Raw genomic sequence first — 21680 nt, forward strand, 5'->3', positions numbered from 1 at the left:
TCACTATGCGCTCCTCGTTTCATTCGCCACCGGGCCGGGCAGTGACGCGCCCGCGCGCGCCAGAGCGTCCCGCAGCGCCGACCACCCGAGCATCGCGCACTTGACGCGGCCGGGGAACTGGGCGACACCGGCGAACGCGATGCCGTCCTCCAGCCGGTCCTCGTCGGGCTCGATGCGCCCCTGGCCCTCCATCAGCGTGCGGAAGTCGTCGAACAGCGCGAGGGTGTCCACGATGTCACGGCCGATGACCAGATCGGTCATCACCGACGTCGAGGCCTGCGAGATCGAACAGCCCTCCGCGTGGTACGAGATGTCCCCGACCCGGTCGCCGTCCAACTCGACCCGCAGGGTGATCTCGTCGCCGCACGTCGGGTTGACGTGGTGCACCTCGGCGCCGAACGGCTCGCGCAGCCCGGCATGGTGCTTCTCGCGGTAGTGGTCCAGGATGATGTCCTGGTACATCTCCTCGACGTTCATCGTCCCGCACTCTTCCTGGTGAAGAAGTCGTGAGCCCACTCGATGGTCGACACGAGGGTGTCGACCTCCTCGAGGGTCGTGTAGAAGTAGCCGGAGGCCCGGCTCGAGCTCTGGACGCCGAGACGCTGGTGCAGCGGCGCCGCGCAGTGGTGCCCACCACGCACGGCCACCCCCCGGCTGTCGAGCAGTTGCATCAGGTCGTGGGGATGCACCCCGTCGACCGTGAACGACACGGCACCACCGCGGTCGACCACCTCGGTCGGGCCGAGGACCGTCACCGCGTCGAGGGTGCCGAGGCCTTCCAGGATGTGCGCGGTGATCTGCTCCTCGTGCTCCTGGATCGCCTCCATCCCGATCGCGTCGATGTAGTCGATCGCTGCCGCGAGACCGACCGCCTGGGCGATCGGCTGCGTCCCGGCCTCGAACCTGTGCGGCGGAGGTGCGAAGGTCGAGCCCTCCATCCGGACGACCTCGATCATCTCTCCGCCACCGAGGAACGGCGGCAACTGTTCCAGCAGGTCGAGCCGACCCCACAGGACGCCGATGCCGGTCGGACCGCACATCTTGTGCCCGGTGAATGCCAGCAGGTCGGCGCCGAGTGCCGTGACGTCGGTCGGACGCTGCGGGACGCCCTGTGAGCCGTCGACCACCAGCACCGCCCCGAAGGCGTGTGCGCGCTCGGCCACCTGGGCGATCGGGTTCACCGTGCCGAGCACATTGCTCACCCACGTCAGCGCGACCACCTTGGTGTGCTCGTTGATCAGGCCCTCGGCATCGGCCTTGTCGAGGTCGAGTCGCCCGTCGGCGGTGATGTCGAACCACCGGAGAGTCGCGCCCGTGCGCTCGCACACGAGCTGCCAGGGAACGAGGTTCGAATGGTGCTCCATCACCGAGATCACGACCTCGTCCCCCGGGCGCAGGCTAGCGCCGAGGGTGTTGGCGGCGAGGTTGAGCGCCTCGGAGGAGTTCTTCGCGAACACGATCTCGTCAGGACCGGCCGCCTTGATGAAGGACGCGACCCTGGCACGTGCCCCCTCGAAGGCCGCTGTCGCCTCCGCACCGAGGGTGTGCATGGCGCGGGCGACGTTCGCGTTGTGGTGCAGGTAGTGATCGCTGATCGCGTCGACCACCTGGCGGGGCTTCTGCGAGGTGTTGGACGAGTCCAGGTAGACCAGGGGCCACTGCCCCACCCGGCGCTCGAAGATGGGGAAGTCGGCGCGGACGGCGGCCACGTCGAGGTCCCGGTCCGCCACGACCGTGGACACCGGGACGCTGTTCATGCCCTCACGGCCTTCAGGTAACGGTCGTAGCCGGAGACCTCCAGCTCGTCGGCCAGCTCCCTGCCGCCCTCCTCCACGACGTGCCCGTCCACGAAGACGTGCACGTGGGTCGGCTCGACGTAGCGCAGGATTCGCGTGTAGTGCGTGATGAGCAGCACCCCGTGGTTACCACGCTCGGAGTAGCGGTTGATCCCCTCGGCGACGATGCGCACGGCATCGATGTCGAGCCCGGAGTCGATCTCGTCGAGGACGGCCACCTTCGGGTCGAGCAGATCGAGCTGGACGATCTCGCCGCGCTTCTTCTCGCCACCCGAGAAGCCCTCGTTGATCGACCGCGTGGCGAAGCTCGGATCCATGTCGAGACGTTCCAGCGACGCGGCGACCTCCTTTGGCCAGGTGCGCACCTTGGGAGCCACACCGTCGAGCGCCGCCTTCGCGGTGCGCAGGAAGTTCGTGGTCGACACGCCGGGCACCTCCACCGGGTACTGCATGGCGAGGAAGAGGCCCGCTTTCGCGCGCTGATCCACCGACAGCTCGGTCAGTTCGACGCCGTCGAGGGTGACCGACCCGGAGGTGATGGTGTACTTCGGATGTCCCGCGATCGAGTACGCCAGCGTGGACTTCCCGGATCCGTTCGGGCCCATGATCGCGTGCACCTCGCCGGTGCGAACGGTCAGGTCGACGCCCTTCAGGATCTGTTTGGGACCGGACTCGGTCTCCACATCGGCGTACAGGTCTTTGATGACTAGGTCTGCCATGGCTTCAGTCCTCCTGGTTGGCGTGCCCTGCTCGGGCGGGGTCTGGGTGGGTTGAGATGGGGTTGTCGATGTCGACGACGATCTGGTCGTCCTCGATGGCACAGGGATAGACGGGCACCGGTTGCGTGGCCGGAAGGTTGAGCGCCTCCCCGGTGCGCAGGCTGAACATGGACCCGTGCAGATAACACTCGATACTGAGATCGTCGGTGTCCACGTCGCCCTCCGACAGACGCACGTGCCCGTGGCTGCACTCGTCACGAACCGCGAACACCTCGTCCCCGACACGCACCAGCGCCACCTCGAGGTCACGCCCCGGCACCTCGACGCCCAGGGGCAGATCACCGAGTTCGTCGGCCGATGCGACGATCACTCCGCTCATACGGGATCCCCCTCCTCGGCGAGGACCGGCTCCGAGGCCATCCCGGCGATCGTCGACAGCTGTGCGCTGAGTGCCTGGACGAGGCGCTCCTCGACATCCGGGATACCGATCCGGCCGATGATGTCGAGGAAGAACCCCTCGACCACGAGTCGGCGCGCCTGATCCTCGGGGATACCGCGGCTCTTGAGGTAGAACAGCTGCTCCTCGTCGAAACGCCCGGTGGAGCTGGAGTGGCCGGCACCCTGGATCTCGCCGGTCTCGATCTCGAGGTTGGGCACCGAGTCTGCCTGACAGCCCTCGGTGAGCATGAGGTTCTTGTTCGTCTCGTACGTGTTGATGTCGACGGCGACCGAGCGGATCAGCACGTCCCCGATCCACACCGAGTGCGCACCCTTGCCCTGCAGCGCCCCCCGGTAGTCGACGTGGCTCACCGTCCGCGGCGCATTGTGGTCGACGAACATGCGGTGCTCCACGTGCTGGCCGGCCTGGACGAAGTACAGGCCGAGTTGCTCCAGCGAACCGCCCGGCCCCTGGAACTCCGCCCGCTCCACCAGCCGGACGTCGCCCTTGCCGATGCTCGCCTGGATGGTGCGGACGGTCGCGTCGCGTCCCACCAGCACCGACACCTGACCGCCGTGGACCGAGCCCGCCTGCCAGTCCTGGACGCTCACCAGATCGAGATGCGCACCCTCGCCCGCGTGGACCTCCACCTTCGCCGCCAGGTTGCCGACGCCGGTGTGCCGCAGCACGAGCGTGACCTTCGCGTGATGTCCCACGTCGACCAGCAGGTGACCGGCCAGGGACTGCCCGGCCCCCTCGAGATCCACGACGACGGGAGCGTCCGGTTCGGCCTCGGGAGCGATCCGGACGAGCGTGACCTCGTCCCCCGCCCCCGCCACAGCACGCGCGGCGACCAGGTCGACAGGGGCGTCGAACGAGAACGCGCGGGCCTGCTTGGCCGACACCACCGTAGAGGTCACACCGTCGGGGAGCTGCGCGTGCCACGACGGGTGCTCGAGCGGGCGATCCTCCATGAGGACGCGGAACCGCGGCACCGGGCTGAAGCGCCAGGTCTCCTCACGACCGGTGGGCACGGGGTGGTCGTCGAGGTTCCAGGACGGCTTCGGGTGCAGGTGCGACCGCAGAGCGGCATACGCATCCGTCGGGTTCGGTTCGCGCGTGGTGGTGGTCACGTTTTCTCCTGGTAGTGGGTGCGGGGGGCAGACGCGGGCGGGCGATCAGCCGACAGAGCCTTCCATCTGCAACTGGATCAGGCGGTTCAGTTCCAGCGCGTACTCCATGGGGAGTTCGCGGGCGATCGGCTCGACGAAACCGCGCACGACCATCGCCGCCGCCTCGTCCTCCGACAGACCCCGCTGCATGAGGTAGAACAACTGGTCCTGGCTGATCTTGCTGACGGTGGCCTCGTGGGCCATCGACACGTCCTCTTCCCGCACGTCGACATAGGGATAGGTGTCGGTGCGGGAGATGCTGTCGACCAACAGTGCGTCGCATTTCACGCTGGACGCCGAGTGCAGCGCGCCGGGCTGCACCTCGACCAGTCCGCGATAGGACGACCGCCCACCGTCACGGCTGATCGACTTCGACACGATCGTGCTCGACGTCCGGGGGGCGCAGTGCACCATCTTGGCGCCCGTGTCCTGATGCTGGCCTTCACCCGCGAACGCGATCGACAGCGCCTCACCCTTGGCGTTCGGGCCCATCAGGTAACAGGCGGGGTACTTCATGTTCATCTTGGAGCCGATGTTGCCGTCGATCCACTCCATTTGGCCGCCCTCGGCCACGGTGGCGCGCTGGGTGACCAGGTTGTACACGTTGCCCGACCAGTTCTGGATGGTCGTGTACCGGACGCGGGCGTTCTTCTTGACGATGATCTCGACGATCGCCGAATGAAGCGAGTCGGTCTTGTAGATCGGTGCCGTGCAGCCCTCGACGTAGTGCACGTAGGAGCCCTCGTCCGCGATGATCAGCGTCCGCTCGAACTGGCCGAGGTTCTCGGTGTTCATGCGGAAGTACGCCTGTAGCGGAATCGTCACGTTGACGCCCTTCGGCACGTAGATGAACGAACCGCCGCTCCACACCGCCGTGTTCAGCGCCGCGAACTTGTTGTCTCCGGCCGGGATCACCGTGCCGAAGTACTCCTCGAACAGATCGGGATGCTCGCGCAGGCCCGTGTCGGTGTCGAGAAAGATGACCCCCTGCTTCTCGAGTTCCTCGTTGATCTTGTGGTAGACCACCTCGGACTCGTACTGGGCGGCCACACCCGCCACCAGGCGCGCCTTCTCGGCCTCGGGAATGCCGAGACGGTCGTAGGTCGTCTTGATGTCGTCCGGCAGGTCTTCCCAGGCCGTGGCCTGGCGGTCGGTCGGGCGCACGTAGTACTTGATGGAGTCGAAGTCGATGGACGACAGGTCGGCGCCCCACGTCGGCATCGGCTTCTTCTCGAACAGCCTCAGCGCCTTGAGCCGACGCTTCAGCATCCACTCGGGCTCGTTCTTGATCTCCGAGATGCCACGGACGACGTCGGCGTCCAGACCCCTCTTGGCGGTGGCCCCGGCGGCGTCCGAGTCGTGCCACCCGTACTTGTAGGTGGACAACGAATCGAACTGCTCGACCTCGGTCTCAGCCTTTTCTGCCTGCGTGGTCATGCGTTCACCTCTCGATCTGCGCTTCGAATGACAGGGGCGGGCAACAGGGTTGAGCCCCCCAAATGGGTGCGACAAGCGGCATCACCCTGGGCGATGGTTGCCGATCGCGAGATGCTGGTGCCCAGCAACTTGGCGAAGATGCGAGTCTCGGCCTCGCACAACTCGGGGTAGGTGGCAGCCACCTCGGCCACCGGGCAGTGGTGTTGGTACAGCTCGCCGTCATCGGGCACCGAGGCGAAATGGCCACCCGCGCTCAGTGCTTCGGCCAGAGCCTCGACGGGATTGCCGTCGGGATCGGCCGTCCTGCGCGCGCGGTAGTCGTCCGTGACATCACTCAGCCGCTTCTGAGCGAGGCGATCGATGGCGCCGGGACCGGCGAGGTCGATCAGCTCGGCCAGCGCCGAGATCGCCAACTCGTCGTAGGCCTGCCCGAAAGTCTCCCGGCCCGTGGGAGTGAGGACGAACACCTTGGGCGGGCGACCCCGGTCGTGTGGCCCCTCCTGGTCACGCGCCTCGATATCGCCGGATTCCAGTAGGGTGTCCAAATGCCGACGCACGCCGGCCGTCGTCATGTTGAGGGCATCGGCCAGTTCACGCGCGGTGAGCGGGCCCCGGGCGAGCAGGAGCTCGAGCACCCGGGCCGCACGTGGCGCGGAATCCGTCGAAGCCTTGATATTCACAACAACCATGTTGTCAAAATAGGCGCGAAACCCCAAACGCGCGTCCAGCATGCGCCCCGTCATCAACTCGTAACCGGCGACGCGTAGCGTGCCGCGGATGCCACGCCGCAGGGGGTGACGGCATTCCCGCGACCTGGGTGTTGCATGCTGGTCTGGACGGCGGATCACGAACGGCGCAGGCCCGTCGGCGGCGCCACGCGTGATCGCCCGAACGTATACCGAAGCCGGCGGCTACAGGAGGCTCGACGAGATGAGGCGGACGATCACCGCGGGAGTGACGCTTGCCCTGGTCCTCGGGCTGGCGCTCAGCGGTTGCGACGGGGACGATCCCGCCGCGACCAGCACCCCGTCCGCGACAGCGACCGCCATGATCACGGTCTGGGTGGACGAGAACCAGGAGTCCGCCTTCGCCCCCCTCGCCGAAGAGTTCGAGCAGGACACCGGCATCGCCGTCAACCTGGTCGTCAAGGACGACTCCGAGCTCGTCGACGACTTCGCCGCCCAAGCCGCGAGCGGATCGGGGCCCGACGCGATCATCGCCCCGAACGACGCCGTCGGCTCGCTGGCCGCCGACGGCCTCATCTCCCCGATCGACCTCGGGGAGGCGACCGCGAATTTCCAGGACGCCGCCGTCGAGGCGTTCACGGTCGACGACGAGCTCTACGGCGTGCCCTACGCCGTAGAGAACCTCGCCCTGATCCGCAACACCGATCTCGCCGCCGAGGCCCCCGCGACATGGGACGACGTCCTGGCCGCCGGCGATGCGGCCGGCACCCCACTCCCGATACTCATCGGGGGCACGGACTCGTCGGCGGCCAGCGCCTACAACCTGTACCCGTTCCAGCAGTCCTTCGGTGCCTCCGCGTTCGAAGTGGCGGACGACGGGTCCTACGACCCCACCCGGCTCGCGATGGGCGGTGAGAACGGCCGCGCGTTCGCCGAATGGCTCGATGCCCAGGCGCAGGCGGGGATATTGCGCTCGACCATCACCGACGACGTGGCGATCGCGGAGTTCCTCGCGGGCAACGCCCCGTTCATCGTCACGGGGCCCTGGAACCTCGCGACGATCAAGGAGTCCGGGATCGCCTACGCGATCGATCCGATCCCGCAGGCCGGCCCCTATGCGTCGTCCCCGTTCATCGGGGTGCAAGGTCTCGTGATGAGCGCCCACAGCCGCAACCCCACTGCTGTGCGGGAATTCCTGGTGGACTACGTCGCCTCGCAGGAAGGGCAGACCGCGATCTACCGGGTCGGCAACCGGGCACCCGCCAACAGCGCCGCGTTCGAGGACGCCGAGTCCGACGCCGACACCGCGGCCTTCGTCGCCGCCGGGGCAGGGGGGATCCCCGTGCCCAATTCCCCGGCCATGGACGAGGTATGGGCCGAGTGGAGCCAGGCCGAGACCCGCATCATCGACCGGAGCACCGACGACGCGGCCGGCACCTGGGACGACATGGTGTCGAGCCTGCAAGCCGAGCTCGGATAGCGCGAGCCGAGCTCCGCGAGCCCCGTGCCGCGTCCACGTCCTTTCGACAAGCTCAAGGACCCGACCGTTACGACCTGAGTGGTGACGCCATGGTCAAGGTCCTTTCGACAAGCTCAAGGACCCGACCCCGGCCCACACCAAGAGGTCAGAGGAAAAAGCTATCCTTTCGACAAGCTCAAGGACCCGACGTTGGCTGTTCCAGCCGAGTCCGAGCTGGCTCGGTCCTTTCGACAAGCTCAAGGACCCTCAGGTAAAGCCCGCGTATACGCGCGGCGAGGGTCGGCGTAGCGTATGGGCAGAGGCGAGGAAGCCCCCCATACCCCGGCCGAGGGACACGCGTCGTTGCGCTCCCAGCGGCCATACAGACGAAGGATCCGCACAGTGGAGGACGCAGAAACCCGCATCAACCCCGGCGGCGCGGCCAGCCCGCGCCGCATCGCCCGCGCCCGCAGGGGCACCCCCTTAACATTCCCTCGATTCACCCGGTTCGCCGCCCTTGCCGCGATCGTCGCCGGGCTCTTCGGGCTCGCCGGCTGTTCGTCCGGCGGTTCGGGAGACACACCACAACACGGCGGCGGCGAGGCCAGCCTGCAGCTGCCGCCGCTCGACTCGGTGAGCTTCCTCGGCGGTGCCATCTCAGGGCACGGCCTCCTGCTCATCGGCCTGGTGGTCTGCCTGGCCGGCCTGGTGTTCGGGCTGGTCACCTACGGCCGACTCAAGAACCTGCCCGTCCACCAGTCGATGCTCGAGGTCTCCGAGCTCATCTACCAGACATGCAAGACCTATCTCATCCAGCAGCTCCGGTTCCTGGCGCTGCTGTGGGCATTCATCGCCGTGGTCGTCTTCATCTACTACTTCTTCCTGACCGGCTTCCCGATCGGGCGCGTGTTGGTCATCCTGTTGTTCAGTCTGATCGGCATGCTCGGCAGCGCGTTCGTTGCATGGTTCGGCATCCGCGTCAACACCTTCGCCAACTCACGGACGAGCTTCGCGGCGTTGCGGGGCAAGCCCTACCCGACCCACGCGATCCCGATGAGCTCGGGCATGAGCGTCGGCATGGTGCTGATCAGCGTCGAGTTGTTCATGATGCTGTTCATCATGCTGTTCCTGCCAGGTGACATGGCCGGCGTCTGTTTCATCGGGTTCGCGATCGGCGAGTCCCTGGGCGCCTCGGCCCTGCGCATCGCCGGCGGCATCTTCACCAAGATCGCCGACATCGGCTCCGACCTCATGAAGATCGTCTTCCACATCAAGGAGGACGATGCCCGCAACCCCGGTGTCATCGCCGACTGCACGGGTGACAACGCCGGCGATTCGGTCGGCCCGTCCGCCGACGGGTTCGAGACCTACGGCGTCACCGGCGTGGCACTCATCACGTTCATCCTGCTGGCGGTGAACGACGCCCACATGCAGGTGCAGTTGCTGGTGTGGATCTTCTTCATCCGCGTGATGATGGTCATCGGCTCGTTCATCTCGTATGCGATCAACGCCGCCGTGACCCGCGCCCGCTACCAGGACGCCGACGACATGGACTTCGAGCGTCCCCTCACCAGCCTCGTCTGGCTGACCTCGCTGGTCTGCATGGTGCTCACGTTCGCCACCTCCGCGGTGCTCATCGCCGACCTGCCGAGCGGTCTGTGGTGGAAGCTCTCGGTGATCATCTCGTGCGGCACGCTGGCCGGCGCGTTGATTCCCGAACTGGTCAAGGTGTTCACCTCGGTCAAGGCCCGCCACGTCAAGGAGGTCGTCGTCTCCGCCCAGCAGGGTGGGCCGAGCCTCGACATCCTGTCGGGCATCGTCGCCGGGAACTTCTCGGCGTACTGGATCGGGCTGGCGATCGTCGGCCTCATGGGCGTCAGCTACGGCATCTCGACGCTGGGCCTCGGCGCGCTGATGGTCGCTCCGGCCGTCTTCGCCTTCGGCCTGGTGGCGTTCGGCTTCCTCGGCATGGGGCCCGTCACGATCGCCGTCGACTCCTACGGGCCCGTCACCGACAACGCGCAGAGCGTCTACGAGTTGTCCACCATCGAGGAGATCCCGGGAGCCGCCGAGCAGATCAAGCAGGACTACGGCTTCGACGTCCAGTGGGAACGGGCCAAGCACTTCCTCGAGGCCAACGACGGGGCCGGCAACACGTTCAAGGCGACCGCCAAGCCCGTGCTCATCGGTACAGCGGTCGTCGGCGCGACCACCATGATCTTCTCGATCATCATGACCCTCACCGACAAGGACCCGTTCGGGCCTCTCGGCATGAACCTGTCGCTGCTCAACCCGATGCTGTTGCTCGGACTCATCACCGGCGGCTGCATCGTCTACTGGTTCTCGGGCGCGTCCATGCAGGCCGTCACGACCGGCGCCTACCGCGCCGTGGAGTTCATCAAGGACAACATCCGGCTCGACGGGGTGACGCGAGCCTCGACCGAGGACTCGCGCAAGGTGGTGCAGATCTGCACGAAGTACGCGCAGAACGGCATGCTGAACATCTTCCTCGGGGTGTTCTTCTCGACGCTGGGCTTCGCCTTCGTGGACGAGTGGTTCTTCATCGGCTACCTCATCTCGATCGCCATCTTCGGTCTCTTCCAGGCGATCTACATGGCCAATGCCGGTGGTGCATGGGACAACGCCAAGAAGCTCGTGGAGGTCGACCTGGACGCCAAGGGCACCCCGTTGCACGACGCATCGATCGTCGGCGACACCGTGGGCGACCCGTTCAAGGACACCAGTTCGGTCTCGCTGAACCCGATCATCAAGTTCAGCACCCTGTTCGGGCTGCTGGCCGTCGAGTTGGCCGTCACGATCCGCGAGACGAACCACGTCATCCCGGTGATCGGCGCTGTCGTCTTCCTGCTGATCGCGCTGTTCTTCGTCTACCGCTCGTTCTTCGGCATGCGCATCGGGCTCGACCTTCCGGACGTGCTGGCGGAGCTGCGCAAGGACGACGCCGACTCCTCCACCCCTGCGGGGCAGCCTCCGCTGGACGAGAACGGTTCGCTGGTAGACGCCACCTCGGCGCCCTAGGGAACCGCTGATCAATGATCCCTGAGCCTGTCGAAGGGCCGTGACCCCTGAGCCTGTCGAAGGGCCATGACCCCTGAGCCTGTCGAAGGGCCGTGACCCCTGAGCCTGTCGAAGGGCCGTGACCCCTGAGCCTGTCGAAGGGCCGTGGAACTGCCGTCCGACAACGGGCTTCGACAGGCTCAGCCAGCGTTTCCCGCATTGATCAGCGTTTCCACAGGCCCGGCTCTGTCCAAGCTGCGCCCGCCGTTCCACGAGACGGTGCGGCTCCCAATAGGCTGCCTGCATGGCTAGTGACGACTTCGAGATCGGTCTCGGCCGGGCGGTCGACCCTCTGGTGCTCGCGATCGACATCGGGTCGACGGCCAGTCGCGGAAGCCTCTACGACGCGCTGGGCAGGCCGGTCAAGCCTCGCGAGAAACGTCCGCACGCCTTCGTCTCCACCCCGGACGGCACATCGGTGATCGATCCCGACCAGGTCGTCGACGAGGTCTCTCAGATCATCTCGGGGCTCGTGGACGACGCCGGAAACCGCCCCATCGCGGCCGTGGCCATGGACACGTTCGCATCGTCCCTCGTGGGCGTCGACCGACGGCATCGGGCCATCACGCCGTGTTTCACCTACAACGACAGTCGCTGCGCCGATCAGGTCGCCTGGCTGCGCGACAACGCCGACGAGCAGGAGATCCAGGACCGCACCGGCTGCCGCTTCCACGCCAGCTATCTGCCCGCCCGGTTGAGATGGCTGGCCGAGACCCAGCACACCGTGTGGCGTCGTGCCACACAGTGGATGTCGCTGGGCGAGTACGTCTATCTGAGTCTGCTCGGCCACACCGCGGCGGGCACCTCCACCGCGGCCTGGTCGGGTCTGCTCAACCGTCGCTCGGGGCGGTGGGACGAGCCGGCCCTGGAGCTCGCACGCATCGATCCCGGCAAGCTCTCCCTGATCGCCGACCCCGAACAGACGCTCCACGCCTCGGCGGGGTCGACCGCCCACAGTCGCTGGCGTCCGCTGCGAGGGGCACGGTGGTTCGCACCCCTGGGAGACGGCTATTCGTCCACCCTCGGGGTCGGGACAGCTCCCGGAGGGGTCGTCATCAACCTCGCCACCTCAGGGGCCATGCGCAGGCTGGTGGACGATCCGGTCGGCACCGACGGGCTCGATGTACCGACGGGCCTGTAGAGCTATCGCGTGAACTCCCGGCAGAGCCTCGTCGGGGGCGCCACCAACGACGTCGGGCGCGCGACGAGCTGGCTGCAGCGCGAGCTACGGCTCCCCGAGCCCGACGAGTTGGCGCGGCTCCTCGCGGCCCCGCCCGGTGACGCCGTGCCGCTCGTGCTGCCCTTCCTCACGGGGGAACGCTCCACCGGCTGGGTCGGATCGGCGCGCGCCACGTTGCACAAGGTCGGCTTCGCCGCGACGGCGGTCGACCTCTACCGGGGAACCCTCGAAGCGATCGTCTGGTCGTTCCAGCGGATCGCCGAGCAACTCGCCGTCGTCGGGGGCCCGGTCGACCGAGCGAGCGTCGGCGGCCGTGTCACCAACGAGGCACCCGGTCTGCTGCCGCTGCTGGCGGACGGCCTGGGCATCGACCTCGTCCCGGTGACCATCAAGCGATCCACACTGCGCGGAACCGCCCTGGTCGCTCTCGACGTCATCGCTCCGGACGAGAAGCGGGCCGACGTCACGACCGGGCAGACGATCCGCCCGCGCTCCGATCAGGCGGACCGTCTCGCTCGCCGCCGCGCGGAACTCGACGAGCTCTACCGGGCCGTCGTCCCGGCGATTCCATCGGGATCCAGACCCCCCTTGTGAGCCCCGAGGCTAGAGTGGCAACGCTGAGCACCCACGTTGAGGAGAAGAATGAACCAGAATCTCCAGGCCTTGCAGGATGCCGGAGTCTCCATCTGGCTGGATGACCTGTCGCGGCAGATGATCCGCAGCGGTGAACTGTCGTCCTACATCACCGACAAGGCCGTGACCGGTGTCACCACGAACCCCAGCATCTTCGCCGCAGCGTTCCAGGATCTGTCCCAGTACGGCGCCGAGCTGTCGCAACTCAAGGCCGACAGCGTCGACGTGGAAGAGGCGATCCGGCGGTTGACGAGCCGCGACGTCGCCGAGGCCTGTCGGCTGTTCACCGACGCCTATGCGACTTCCGCAGGCTACGACGGACGCGTGTCGATCGAGGTGGCTCCCACCCTGGCGATGGACACCGCGGCAACCATCGAGCAGGCCGCTGCCCTTCACGAGCTTGTCGGCGAGCCCAACGTCCTGATCAAGATTCCTGCCACGCAGGCCGGCATCCCCGCCATCCGCGCGACGGTCGCAGCCGGCATCAGCGTCAACGTCACACTGATCTTCAGCATCGATCGCTACCACGAGGTCATGGACGCCTACATCGCCGGCCTCGAGGACGCGCTCGCCGCCGGTCGCGACATCTCGACCATCCACTCCGTGGCCTCCTTCTTCGTCAGCCGTGTCGACTCCGAGATCGACAAGCGCCTCAACGACATCGGCACGCCCGCGGCCCTCGCCCTGCGCGGACGATCGGCCGTCGCCAACGCCCGGCTGGCGTTCAAGGCCTACGAGGAGGTCTTCGGTTCCGCGCGCTTCACGGCGCTGGCCGCCAAGGGCGCCAACGTGCAGCGCCCGCTGTGGGCGAGCACAAGCGTGAAGAACCCCGACTACGACGACACCATGTACGTCGCCCAGCTCGTGGCACGCCCGACCGTCAACACGATGCCCGCGAACACGCTCGCGGCCTTCGCCGACCACGGGATCGTCTCCGGTGACACCATCACGCCGAACCTCGACGACGCCGCACAGGTGCTGGACGAGGTGCAGGCCCAGGGTATCGATCTGGCCGAGGTTTGCGACAAGCTGGAACATGAAGGCGTCGACAAGTTCGTGGTGTCCTGGACAGGACTCGTGGAAGGCGTCACAGTGGCCCTGGCCAGGGCCTGATCAAATCGACCACGGAGGCGACGTTGAGCACAACTGCCTGGAGCAACCCACTTCGAGATCCTCGTGACCGCCGTCTGCCGCGGCTCGCAGGGCCCAGCGTCCTGGTCCTGTTCGGCGTCACCGGCGATCTGTCGCGCAAGAAGCTCCTTCCGGCGATCTACGACCTGGCCAACCACGGTGCCCTGCCACCGGGCTTCGGCCTGATCGGGTTCGCGCGACGCGACTGGGACGCCCAGCAGTTCGCCGACCAGATCGAGGCCAGTGTGCGCGAGGGCGCGCGGACCCCGTTCCGTGAGGAGGTGTGGCGCCAACTCGTCAGTGGGATCGACTTCGTCCAGGGCACCTTCGACGACCCCGATGCCTTCGCCCGGCTCAAGGAGACGCTCGACCGCTTCGACCGGGAACACGGCACGGGCGGGAATCACGCGTTCTACCTGTCGATACCGCCGAAGAACTTCGAGCAGGTCGTCCACCAACTCGACTCGCACGGGCTCACCGACCAGTCGCAGGGCTGGAAACGCGCCATCATCGAGAAGCCCTTCGGCCACGACCTGGCCAGCGCCCAGGAACTCAACCGGGTGGTCTCGGCCGCCTTCCCGCCGGAGTCGGTCTTCCGCATCGACCACTACCTCGGCAAGGAGACGGTGCAGAACCTGTTGGCCTTCCGGTTCGCCAACATGATGTACGAGCCGGTCTGGAACCGGAACTTCGTCAGTGACGTGCAGATCACGATGGCCGAGGACATCGGCATCGGCGGCCGCGCCGGCTACTACGAGGGGGTCGGCGCCGCCCGCGACGTCATCCAGAACCACCTCTTCCAGCTCCTCGCGCTGACCGCCATGGAGGAGCCGAACACGTTCGATCCCGGCGACCTGAGGCGTGAGAAGGAGAAGGTGCTGGAGGCCACCCGTGTGCTCGGCCCGCTGGACGCGCACACGGCCAACGGCCAGTACTCGCGCGGATGGCAGGGCGGGCGGCTGGCGAAGGGCTTCCTCGAGGAGGACGGCATCAATCCCGATTCCCGTACCGAGACCTACGCCGCCCTGCGGGTGGACATCGACTCGCGGCGCTGGGCCGGCGTCCCCTTCTACCTGCGCACCGCGAAGCGGGCGCCACGCCGCATCACCGAGATCGCGCTCAACTTCAGGCGCACCCCACACATGCCTTTCACCCAGCCCGCCATCGAGGGGCTCGGCGTCAACGCCCTGGTGATGCGGATCCAACCCAACGAGGGCATCGAGATGAACTTCGGCGCCAAGGTGCCGGGTACCCAGATGGAGATTCGCCAGGTCAGCATGGACTTCTCGTACACCGGGTCGTTCACCGAGACCAGCCCGGAGGCCTACGAGCGGCTGATCCTCGACGTGCTGCTCGGTGATCCGCCGCTGTTCCCCCAGCAGCACGAGGTGGAGCTGTCGTGGCAGATCCTCGACCCGGTGCTCGCCCACTGGGCCGAGGCGGGCCAACCCGAGCAATATCCCGCCGGAACCTGGGGACCGCAGGGCGCCCATGCCATGCTGGTACGCGACGGGTTCGCCTGGCGGCGTCCCTAGGAGGTCACATGATCAGGCTCGAGAACACCGACGCACGGCAGATCAACGAAACGCTCTTCCGCCTGCGCAAGGAAGGCCAGGCGACGTCCGGCCAGGTGCTCACGCTGGTCGTCGACACCCTTGCCGACGAGTACGAGGACGCCATGCGCGAGGCCCAGGAGGCCGGGAGACTGCATCCTTCGCGCATCCTCCTTGCCATCCGCGGGATGCCGGGCGGCGACGTGCTCAACGCGGTCGTGCACCAGGCGACGACGTCGACCGAGGTGGTCGCGATCGAGATGGGCGGTGAGATCGACAAGCACGCCGAATCGGTGCTGCTCCCGCTGCTGCTGCCCGAACTGCCGGTGGTCATCTGGTGGCCGAACCGCTGCCCGGATCAGCCGACGACCTGCGACTTCGGCCGACTCTCGTCACGCCTGATCCTCGATTCCATGGCGCTTCCCCAGTCGCTCGACCGCGTGCACAAGCTCGCCGCGCAGCATCGCCCGGGAACCACCGACCTGTCGTGGACGCGCCTCACGAAGTGGCGTGCGCTGTTGCTGGCCTCCCTCGACCAGGTGCAGTCTCCCGTTACCTCGGCCGCCGTCGCCGGCCCGGCAACGGCCTCACGCGAGTTGATCGGCGCCTGGCTCGAGACACAGCTGGGAGTCCCCGTCAGCTACGCCTTCGCCCACGACGAGGCCAACCCCGGGCTCCACTCGGTGCAGCTGTTCACCGAGGCCGGCGAGATCCGGCTGGAGCGGGTGTCCCCCATCGACGCAGTGCTGGCGCTGCCCGATCAACCGGTCCGTCCGGTGGCGCTGGCTCGCCGGACGATCCAGGACATGCTGACCGAGGAGTTGCTGCGCCTCACCGGCGACGAGGCGCTCGACGACTTGATGGACTATCTGGCCCGGCGTGGACGGCGTCCGGACGACGATGCCGGGGCACCGAAGTCATGAGCCTCGAACGCGTCCTGCGCTACCGCAGCCTGGGAGAGCTGGCCCCCAGCATGGCCGGCCGGCTCGCCCGGCGGCTCGTGGAGCTGCAGGACGACCGCGATCGAGTGCACGTCGCCCTCGCGGGCGGCAACACCTCCGTGGTCCTCTACGAGGCATTCGCCAACCTCGCGCGCGCCACCGCGCTCGATTTCGGCAAGCTCGAGCTGTGGTGGACCAGTGAGCGCTACGTTCCCACCACCGACCCCGACCGCAACTCGACCCAGGCCCTGTCGGTGCTCGCGCGGACGCTGCCCATCGTGTCGTCCCAAGTGCATCCCATGCCCAGCACCACCGGCACCTCCGACCCGGACGAGGCCGCCTACCTGTACGCGAACGAACTCGGCGACACCGTGTTCGACATCTGCCTGCTGGGCGTCGGCACCGACGGGCACATCGCCTCCATCTACCCCGACCATCCGAGCTTCGCCGTGCAGTCGGAGACCAGCCTGCTGGCGGTCGGTGTGCTGGACGCCCCCAACAAGCCCTGTGAACGGATGACGCTCACGCTCAACGCCCTCAACCGATCCCATGAGGTGTGGCTGCTGGCCAGCGGACGCGAGAAGGCCCACGTGGTGTCGCGCGCGCTCCAGCACGACCCCTCGCTACCCGCGTCATTGGTGCACGGGGTCACCAAGACGAACTGGTTCCTCGATTGGGACGCCGCCTCCGAGCTGCCCTACTACCGCTGCGAGTTCTAGTTCGCGGGACGACGATCTCCCTTCGACAGGCTCAGGGAGCGGTGGTTGGGCCCGTGCGATCGGGTGGTTGAGCCTGTCGAAACCACCAAGCCCGTGAGATCGGGTGGTTGAGCCCGTCGAAACCACCAAGCCCGTGAGATCGGGTGGTTGAGCCTGTCGAAACCATCGAGGCCGCTCACAGCGCGGCCCCTACCGTTCGTCCCCGTTCAGCAGCGCCCGGTTGAGCCGCTCCGCGCACCGCGCTTTCTCGACTCGTCCACGCGCCAGCAGGGGCCCCAGCCCCAGCGCCAGTGCGACAACGGCAGCACCCGGCCACGACCATACGGAGTGAGCCAGGATGACGAAAACCACGGCGAGCACCACGTACGACCGTTGCCGGTACATGCCCGTACCGCCGATCTGCCGATACCGAGCCGCGTATTCGACGGTGATGGCGGCCAACTCAGGCTTCCGCACAGTGCTTCCCGAGGCGACCGCCCTCAGCACCTCGTCACGGTCCTCATGGCTGAGGCGCCAGAGCCGGTCCTCGAAGGGGGCGCCATTCCCGGGGCGAATGGACATCATCGATGAGATCCTTTGCGCTACACGTGCGTGTCACACAGAGTAGCGCCGACCGGGCCGGGATGCGGCGTGTCGACTCAGTAGATGACCTCGCCGGCGGCCCGGCGGGCGCGCAGCAACTCCAGCGCCTCGCTGAGGATCGCCTCGGCCTCCTTGTCGCTCCGGCGCTCCTTCACATAGGCCAAGTGGGTCTTGTAGGGGGCGTTCTTCGGCGGCGGGGGCGGATTCAGCCGATCCTTGCTCGCGGGCAGCCCGCACCGCGTGCACTCCCACTCGTCCGGGATATCGGCGTCCAGAGAGAATGCCGGACGTGTCTCATGCCCATTGGCACAGAAATAGCTGACTCGTGTCCGCGGGGCCGAGTCCCCACGCTCGGCCTCACCCATGGGGCCCGCACCCACTCGACTTCCCCGAATGGCGTTGCCACTTACCACTTCTTCTGCTCCTCCACCCGCATTTGACGTCGTCGCACGACTAGATGCCGACGCGGTACAACACCAGCAGGCCGATGATGCACAACACCCACAGCAGGCCGACGATCACTGTCAGCCGGTCGAGGTTGCGCTCGGCCACCGACGTACCGCTCATCCCCGTGGTCATGCCGCCGCCGAACAGGTCGGACAGGCCGCCTCCGCGTCCCTTGTGAAGCAGGATGAAGGCGGTCAGGATCACGCTCAGCACGATCAGGATGATCGACAAGGTCATAACTGGCCACGCGATCAGCGGTACGAAAGTCACGCGCACGACTATAACCCACACGCACGGCCGACCCGAATCCCGCCCCACGCTCAGCCTGCCGGATGCGCGCAGTCCGTCGGCGGCGGGAACCACGATGTCGCGACACGCAGCGGTGCCCGGCGCCCCGGCACGGCCGGGTGCGCCGGGCACCGTGTCACGAGCTCAGGCGAGCGCGGGGAGATCGTAGAAGCGGATGATCGCCGCGAACTCCTCGGGCTTCAGGCTGGCTCCACCGACCAGACAGCCGTCGACGTCGGGCTTGGCCATGATGGCCCCGACGTTGGCCGCCTTGACCGAGCCGCCGTACTGGATGCGGACCTGGTCGGCCACGGAATCGCCATAGAGGTCACGCACCGCGGCGCGGATCGCCCCGCACACCTCCTGCGCGTCCTCGGGCGTGGCAACCTCGCCGGTGCCGATCGCCCAGATCGGCTCGTAGGCGATCACGAGACCGGCCACGTCCTCGCCGGAGATGCCTGCCAGAGCGCCCTTCACCTGGGCGACGGTGTGCTCAACGTGGGTGCCCTGCCTGCGCACCTCGAGGCCCTCGCCGACGCAGATGATGGGCACCAGGCCCTTCGACAGCGCCTTGACGGCCTTGGCGTTGATGAGTTCGTCCGACTCGTGGTGGTACTCACGGCGCTCGCTGTGCCCGATGACCACGTAGCTGCAGTCGAGCTTGACGAGCATGTCGGCCGAGATGTCGCCGGTGAAAGCGCCGTTGTCGTTCTGCGAGAGGTCCTGGGCCCCGTGCTTCAGCGGGAGCTTGTCACCGTCGATGAGGGTCTGGACGGTACGCAGGTCGGTGAACGGAGGGATGACGACGGCCTCACACTTGGTGGGATCGTAGTGCTGGTCGGCCAGCGTCCAGGCCAGCTTCTGGACGAGCCCGACGGCCTCGACGTGGTTGAGGTTCATCTTCCAGTTGCCGGCCATGATGGGAAGACGCGACATCAGTTCTCTCCTTCCAGCACGGCGAGCCCGGGCAGTTCCTTGCCCTCGAGGTATTCGAGGGACGCGCCGCCACCGGTCGAGATCCACCCGAACTGGTCGTCCGCATAGCCCAGGTCGCGCACGATGGCCGCCGAATCGCCGCCGCCGATGACCGTCAGGCCGTCGACCTCCACCAGGGCCTTGGCGACAGCCTTGGTGCCGCTCGCGAACTCCTCGATCTCGGCGACGCCCATCGGCCCGTTCCAGAAGACCGTCTTAGCCCCCTTGATGGTCGTGGCGAACAGTTCCTCGCTGGCGGGGCCGATATCGAGCCCCTCCTTGCCCGCCGGAATGGCGTCCGCGGACACCACCGACACCTCACCTGTCACCGTGCGAGCCGCGAAGTCCATGCCGTCGGCGACGCGCAGGTCGACCGGCAGGACGATCTGCTTGCCCGCGGCCTCGGCCTGCTTGAGGTACTCCGCACACACCTCGACCTTGCTCTCGTCCAGGATCGAGGAGCCGACCTCGTATCCCTTCGACTTGAGGAAGGTGTAGGCCATGCCGCCACCGATGACCAGGGCGTCGGCCACCTTGAGCAGGTTGTCGATCACGGCGAGCTTGTCGGCCACCTTGGCCCCGCCCAGGACGACGACGAACGGGCGATCGGGCTGCGTCGTCAGCTTGCTCAGGACTCCGACCTCCCTGGCGACCAGCTCACCGGCGGCCGAGGGCAGGAGCTTGGCGATGTCGTAGACCGACGCCTGCTTGCGGTGGACGACACCGAAGCCGTCCGACACGTACCAGTCGCCCAGCTGCGCGTACTTCGCGGCGAGCTCCTGACGCTCGGACTCGACCTTCGACTCCTCCGCCGGCTCGAACCGGACGTTCTCGACCAGGCAGACCTCCCCGTCGGTCAGAGAGTTGGACAACGCCAGGGCGGACGGCCCGACGACGTCGGAGGCCAGCTTGACCTCGGCGCCGAGGAGTTCGCCGAGCCGCTTGGCCACCGGGGCCAGCGAGTACTTGGGGTTGACCTGGCCCTTGGGACGACCGAGGTGGGCCAGGGCCGTGACCCGGGCGCCGGCCTCGCGAAGCTTGTTGAGCGTGGGCAACGCTGCCTTGATGCGGCCGTCATCGGTGATGACGTCGCCGTCCAACGGCACGTTGAAGTCGCAGCGAATGACGATGCGCTTGCCGCGCAGGTCGGCGGCAGGCCAGTCGTTCACAGATCGCACGATGGGATCCCTTCGATTGTGTGTGGTGGTTCAGATGGGAGAAAGGGCGCGTCAGCCGAAGCCGACACGCCCCTCCCCGATTGCGTCTGGTGTGTTCGACTCAGAGCTTGCTGGCGACCAGCTCGGTCAGGTCGACCAGGCGGTTCGAGTAGCCCCACTCGTTGTCGTACCAGGACAGGATCTTCACCAGGTTGCCGATGACCTTGGTGTAGGAGGCATCGAAGATGCTCGAGTGCGGGTCGCCCTGGATGTCGGTGACCACGATCGGATCCTCGGTGTAGGACAGGATGCCCTTGAGCTCACCCTCGGCCGCAGCCTTCACCGCCGCGTTGATGGCCTCGACGGAGACCTCCTTGTTGGCCACGAAGGACAGGTCGGTGACCGAGCCGGTGGGGACGGGAACGCGCAGCGCGAAGCCGTCGAACTTGCCCTTGAGCTCGGGCAGGACCAGGGCCACGGCCTGAGCGGCACCGGTCTTGGTCGGGATGATGTTCACAGCTGCGGCGCGGGCGCGACGCAGATCCGAGTGCGGGCCGTCCATCAGGTTCTGATCGGCGGTGTAGGCGTGCACGGTGGTCATGAGGCCACGCTCGATGCCGAAGTTCTCCTGGAGCACCTTGGCCACGGGGGCGAGGCAGTTGGTGGTGCAGGACGCGTTCGAGATGATCGAGTGCTTCTCGGGATCGTAGTCGCCGTCGTTGACGCCCATGACGACCGTGATGTCCTCGTTCTTGGCCGGAGCCGAGATCAGGACCTTCTTGGCGCCGGCCTTGATGTGGGCGCTGGCGGCCTCGGCGTTGGTGAAACGACCGGTCGACTCGATGACAATGTCGACACCGAGCTCACCCCAGGGGAGAGCGGCGGGATCCCTCTCAGCAAGGACCTTGATCGTGTGACCGTCGGCGGTGATGGACTCCTCGTCGTAGGTGACCTCGCCCGGGAAACGACCCAGGGTCGAGTCGTATTTGAGCAGGGTCGCCAGGGTCTTGTTGTCGGTGAGGTCGTTGGCGGCGACGATCTCAAGATCCGCACCCTGCTCCTTGGCGGCGCGGAAGAAGTTACGGCCGATTCGGCCGAAGCCATTAATGCCAACCTTGACGGTCATATAGTCAATCTCCTTCAGAGATTCGAGTGCCTTGCCTGGGCACGTGCTCCAGACTCTTTGGACGCCCCAAGTTTATCCAATGGGGTCTTTCCGTGTGACGGGGAGCCCTCCGCGGGCACACCCCGACTCGGCTGGCGGGACATGCCTTCCGCCGACCGACCA

General features: G+C 67.0%; 21 protein-coding genes. 8 read left to right on the forward strand and 13 right to left on the reverse strand.

The window, feature by feature from the left end; genetic code table 11:
- Positions 1-3: 3 nt before the first annotated feature.
- Genes sufU through FB473_RS10595 form a run of 7 tightly spaced genes read right to left on the reverse strand, consistent with a single transcriptional unit; the run spans position 4 to position 6252 of the window.
- On the reverse strand, positions 4-477 hold the full coding sequence (gene sufU, locus FB473_RS10565; protein WP_167167201.1) for a Fe-S cluster assembly sulfur transfer protein SufU: 474 nt from the start codon (positions 475-477) through the stop codon (positions 4-6).
- A complete protein-coding gene (locus tag FB473_RS10570) occupies positions 474-1757 on the reverse strand; it encodes an aminotransferase class V-fold PLP-dependent enzyme (RefSeq protein ID WP_167167204.1) in 1284 nt (427 codons plus the stop codon). The genes sufU and FB473_RS10570 overlap by 4 nt, the downstream gene beginning before the upstream one ends.
- Positions 1754-2515, reverse strand: coding sequence for a Fe-S cluster assembly ATPase SufC (sufC, locus tag FB473_RS10575; protein WP_167167207.1), 762 nt, complete (start codon positions 2513-2515; stop codon positions 1754-1756). The genes FB473_RS10570 and sufC overlap by 4 nt, the downstream gene beginning before the upstream one ends.
- Before the next feature lie 4 nt (positions 2516-2519).
- Positions 2520-2894 carry a non-heme iron oxygenase ferredoxin subunit gene (locus tag FB473_RS10580; RefSeq protein WP_167167210.1) on the reverse strand — a complete coding sequence of 125 codons (375 nt, stop codon included), beginning with the start codon at positions 2892-2894 and terminating at the stop codon, positions 2520-2522.
- A complete protein-coding gene (locus tag FB473_RS10585; protein WP_167167213.1) occupies positions 2891-4087 on the reverse strand; it encodes a SufD family Fe-S cluster assembly protein in 1197 nt (398 codons plus the stop codon). Before FB473_RS10585 ends, FB473_RS10580 begins: the two co-directional genes overlap by 4 nt.
- A gap of 45 nt (positions 4088-4132) precedes the next feature.
- Positions 4133-5563: a Fe-S cluster assembly protein SufB gene (gene sufB / locus FB473_RS10590; RefSeq protein WP_167167216.1), complete on the reverse strand. Its 1431-nt coding sequence runs from the start codon at positions 5561-5563 to the stop codon at positions 4133-4135.
- On the reverse strand, positions 5560-6252 hold the full coding sequence (locus FB473_RS10595) for a helix-turn-helix transcriptional regulator (RefSeq protein ID WP_167167219.1): 693 nt from the start codon (positions 6250-6252) through the stop codon (positions 5560-5562). Before FB473_RS10595 ends, sufB begins: the two co-directional genes overlap by 4 nt.
- A 241-nt stretch (positions 6253-6493) precedes the next feature.
- Here FB473_RS10595 and FB473_RS10600 point away from each other — a divergent pair, with 241 nt between their 5' ends.
- The 8 genes from FB473_RS10600 (at position 6494) to pgl (ending at position 16943) form a co-directional block, all read left to right on the forward strand.
- Positions 6494-7729: a sugar ABC transporter substrate-binding protein gene (locus tag FB473_RS10600; protein WP_167167222.1), complete on the forward strand. Its 1236-nt coding sequence runs from the start codon at positions 6494-6496 to the stop codon at positions 7727-7729.
- A gap of 504 nt (positions 7730-8233) precedes the next feature.
- Positions 8234-10747, forward strand: coding sequence for a sodium-translocating pyrophosphatase (locus FB473_RS10605; RefSeq protein WP_341770137.1), 2514 nt, complete (start codon positions 8234-8236; stop codon positions 10745-10747).
- A 283-nt stretch (positions 10748-11030) separates the two neighbouring features.
- Entirely contained in the window at positions 11031-11927 is an 897-nt protein-coding gene (locus FB473_RS10610; RefSeq protein WP_167167229.1) for an FGGY family carbohydrate kinase, read from the forward strand.
- Positions 11928-11936: 9 nt separating this feature from the next.
- A complete protein-coding gene (locus FB473_RS10615) occupies positions 11937-12560 on the forward strand; it encodes an FGGY-family carbohydrate kinase (RefSeq protein ID WP_167167232.1) in 624 nt (207 codons plus the stop codon).
- 48 nt (positions 12561-12608) lie between these two features.
- On the forward strand, positions 12609-13712 hold the full coding sequence (gene tal / locus FB473_RS10620) for a transaldolase (RefSeq protein ID WP_167167235.1): 1104 nt from the start codon (positions 12609-12611) through the stop codon (positions 13710-13712).
- Between the two features lie 23 nt (positions 13713-13735).
- Positions 13736-15265 carry a glucose-6-phosphate dehydrogenase gene (zwf, locus tag FB473_RS10625; RefSeq protein ID WP_167167238.1) on the forward strand — a complete coding sequence of 510 codons (1530 nt, stop codon included), beginning with the start codon at positions 13736-13738 and terminating at the stop codon, positions 15263-15265.
- Positions 15266-15273: 8 nt separating this feature from the next.
- Positions 15274-16206 (forward strand): glucose-6-phosphate dehydrogenase assembly protein OpcA, encoded by a 933-nt coding sequence (locus FB473_RS10630; RefSeq protein ID WP_167167241.1) that lies wholly within the window; start codon positions 15274-15276, stop codon positions 16204-16206.
- Positions 16203-16943, forward strand: a complete 741-nt coding sequence (gene pgl / locus FB473_RS10635) for a 6-phosphogluconolactonase (RefSeq protein WP_167167244.1) — start codon at positions 16203-16205, stop codon at positions 16941-16943. The genes FB473_RS10630 and pgl overlap by 4 nt, the downstream gene beginning before the upstream one ends.
- Before the next feature lie 189 nt (positions 16944-17132).
- On the opposite strand, the gene FB473_RS10640 is transcribed toward pgl, so the two are convergent.
- The 6 genes from FB473_RS10640 to gap form a co-directional block, all read right to left on the reverse strand.
- The gene (locus FB473_RS10640; protein ID WP_167167247.1) at positions 17133-17507 is read right to left on the reverse strand and encodes a hypothetical protein; all 375 of its coding nucleotides are present in this window, start codon (positions 17505-17507) and stop codon (positions 17133-17135) included.
- Between the two features lie 74 nt (positions 17508-17581).
- Positions 17582-17938, reverse strand: a complete 357-nt coding sequence (locus FB473_RS10645) for an RNA polymerase-binding protein RbpA (protein WP_167167250.1) — start codon at positions 17936-17938, stop codon at positions 17582-17584.
- Positions 17939-17978: 40 nt separating this feature from the next.
- On the reverse strand, positions 17979-18209 hold the full coding sequence (gene secG, locus FB473_RS10650) for a preprotein translocase subunit SecG (protein WP_167169463.1): 231 nt from the start codon (positions 18207-18209) through the stop codon (positions 17979-17981).
- Positions 18210-18404: 195 nt separating this feature from the next.
- Complete coding sequence (gene tpiA / locus FB473_RS10655) at positions 18405-19196, reverse strand: triose-phosphate isomerase (protein ID WP_167167253.1); 792 nt, start codon at positions 19194-19196, stop codon at positions 18405-18407.
- Entirely contained in the window at positions 19196-20413 is a 1218-nt protein-coding gene (locus FB473_RS10660) for a phosphoglycerate kinase (protein ID WP_167167256.1), read from the reverse strand. The genes tpiA and FB473_RS10660 overlap by 1 nt, the downstream gene beginning before the upstream one ends.
- Positions 20414-20513: 100 nt before the next feature.
- Positions 20514-21518, reverse strand: coding sequence for a type I glyceraldehyde-3-phosphate dehydrogenase (gap, locus tag FB473_RS10665; protein WP_167167259.1), 1005 nt, complete (start codon positions 21516-21518; stop codon positions 20514-20516).
- Positions 21519-21680: the final 162 nt, after the last annotated feature.

The organism is Brooklawnia cerclae (assembly GCF_011758645.1).
Lineage (GTDB): Bacteria > Actinomycetota > Actinomycetes > Propionibacteriales > Propionibacteriaceae > Brooklawnia > Brooklawnia cerclae.

Bases quoted from the DNA above. Each gene is read 5' to 3' on its own strand.
- sufU (WP_167167201.1), bottom strand. From the start codon at position 477: ATGAACGTCGAGGAGATGTACCAGGACATCATCCTGGACCACTACCGC.
- FB473_RS10570 (WP_167167204.1), bottom strand. From the start codon at position 1,757: ATGAACAGCGTCCCGGTGTCCACGGTCGTGGCGGACCGGGACCTCGAC.
- sufC (WP_167167207.1), bottom strand. From the start codon at position 2,515: ATGGCAGACCTAGTCATCAAAGACCTGTACGCCGATGTGGAGACCGAG.
- FB473_RS10580 (WP_167167210.1), bottom strand. From the start codon at position 2,894: ATGAGCGGAGTGATCGTCGCATCGGCCGACGAACTCGGTGATCTGCCC.
- sufB (WP_167167216.1), bottom strand. From the start codon at position 5,563: ATGACCACGCAGGCAGAAAAGGCTGAGACCGAGGTCGAGCAGTTCGAT.
- FB473_RS10595 (WP_167167219.1), bottom strand. From the start codon at position 6,252: ATGGTTGTTGTGAATATCAAGGCTTCGACGGATTCCGCGCCACGTGCG.
- FB473_RS10600 (WP_167167222.1), top strand. From the start codon at position 6,494: ATGAGGCGGACGATCACCGCGGGAGTGACGCTTGCCCTGGTCCTCGGG.
- FB473_RS10610 (WP_167167229.1), top strand. From the start codon at position 11,031: ATGGCTAGTGACGACTTCGAGATCGGTCTCGGCCGGGCGGTCGACCCT.
- tal (WP_167167235.1), top strand. From the start codon at position 12,609: ATGAACCAGAATCTCCAGGCCTTGCAGGATGCCGGAGTCTCCATCTGG.
- FB473_RS10630 (WP_167167241.1), top strand. From the start codon at position 15,274: ATGATCAGGCTCGAGAACACCGACGCACGGCAGATCAACGAAACGCTC.
- pgl (WP_167167244.1), top strand. From the start codon at position 16,203: ATGAGCCTCGAACGCGTCCTGCGCTACCGCAGCCTGGGAGAGCTGGCC.
- FB473_RS10640 (WP_167167247.1), bottom strand. From the start codon at position 17,507: ATGATGTCCATTCGCCCCGGGAATGGCGCCCCCTTCGAGGACCGGCTC.
- secG (WP_167169463.1), bottom strand. From the start codon at position 18,209: ATGACCTTGTCGATCATCCTGATCGTGCTGAGCGTGATCCTGACCGCC.
- tpiA (WP_167167253.1), bottom strand. From the start codon at position 19,196: ATGTCGCGTCTTCCCATCATGGCCGGCAACTGGAAGATGAACCTCAAC.
- gap (WP_167167259.1), bottom strand. From the start codon at position 21,518: ATGACCGTCAAGGTTGGCATTAATGGCTTCGGCCGAATCGGCCGTAAC.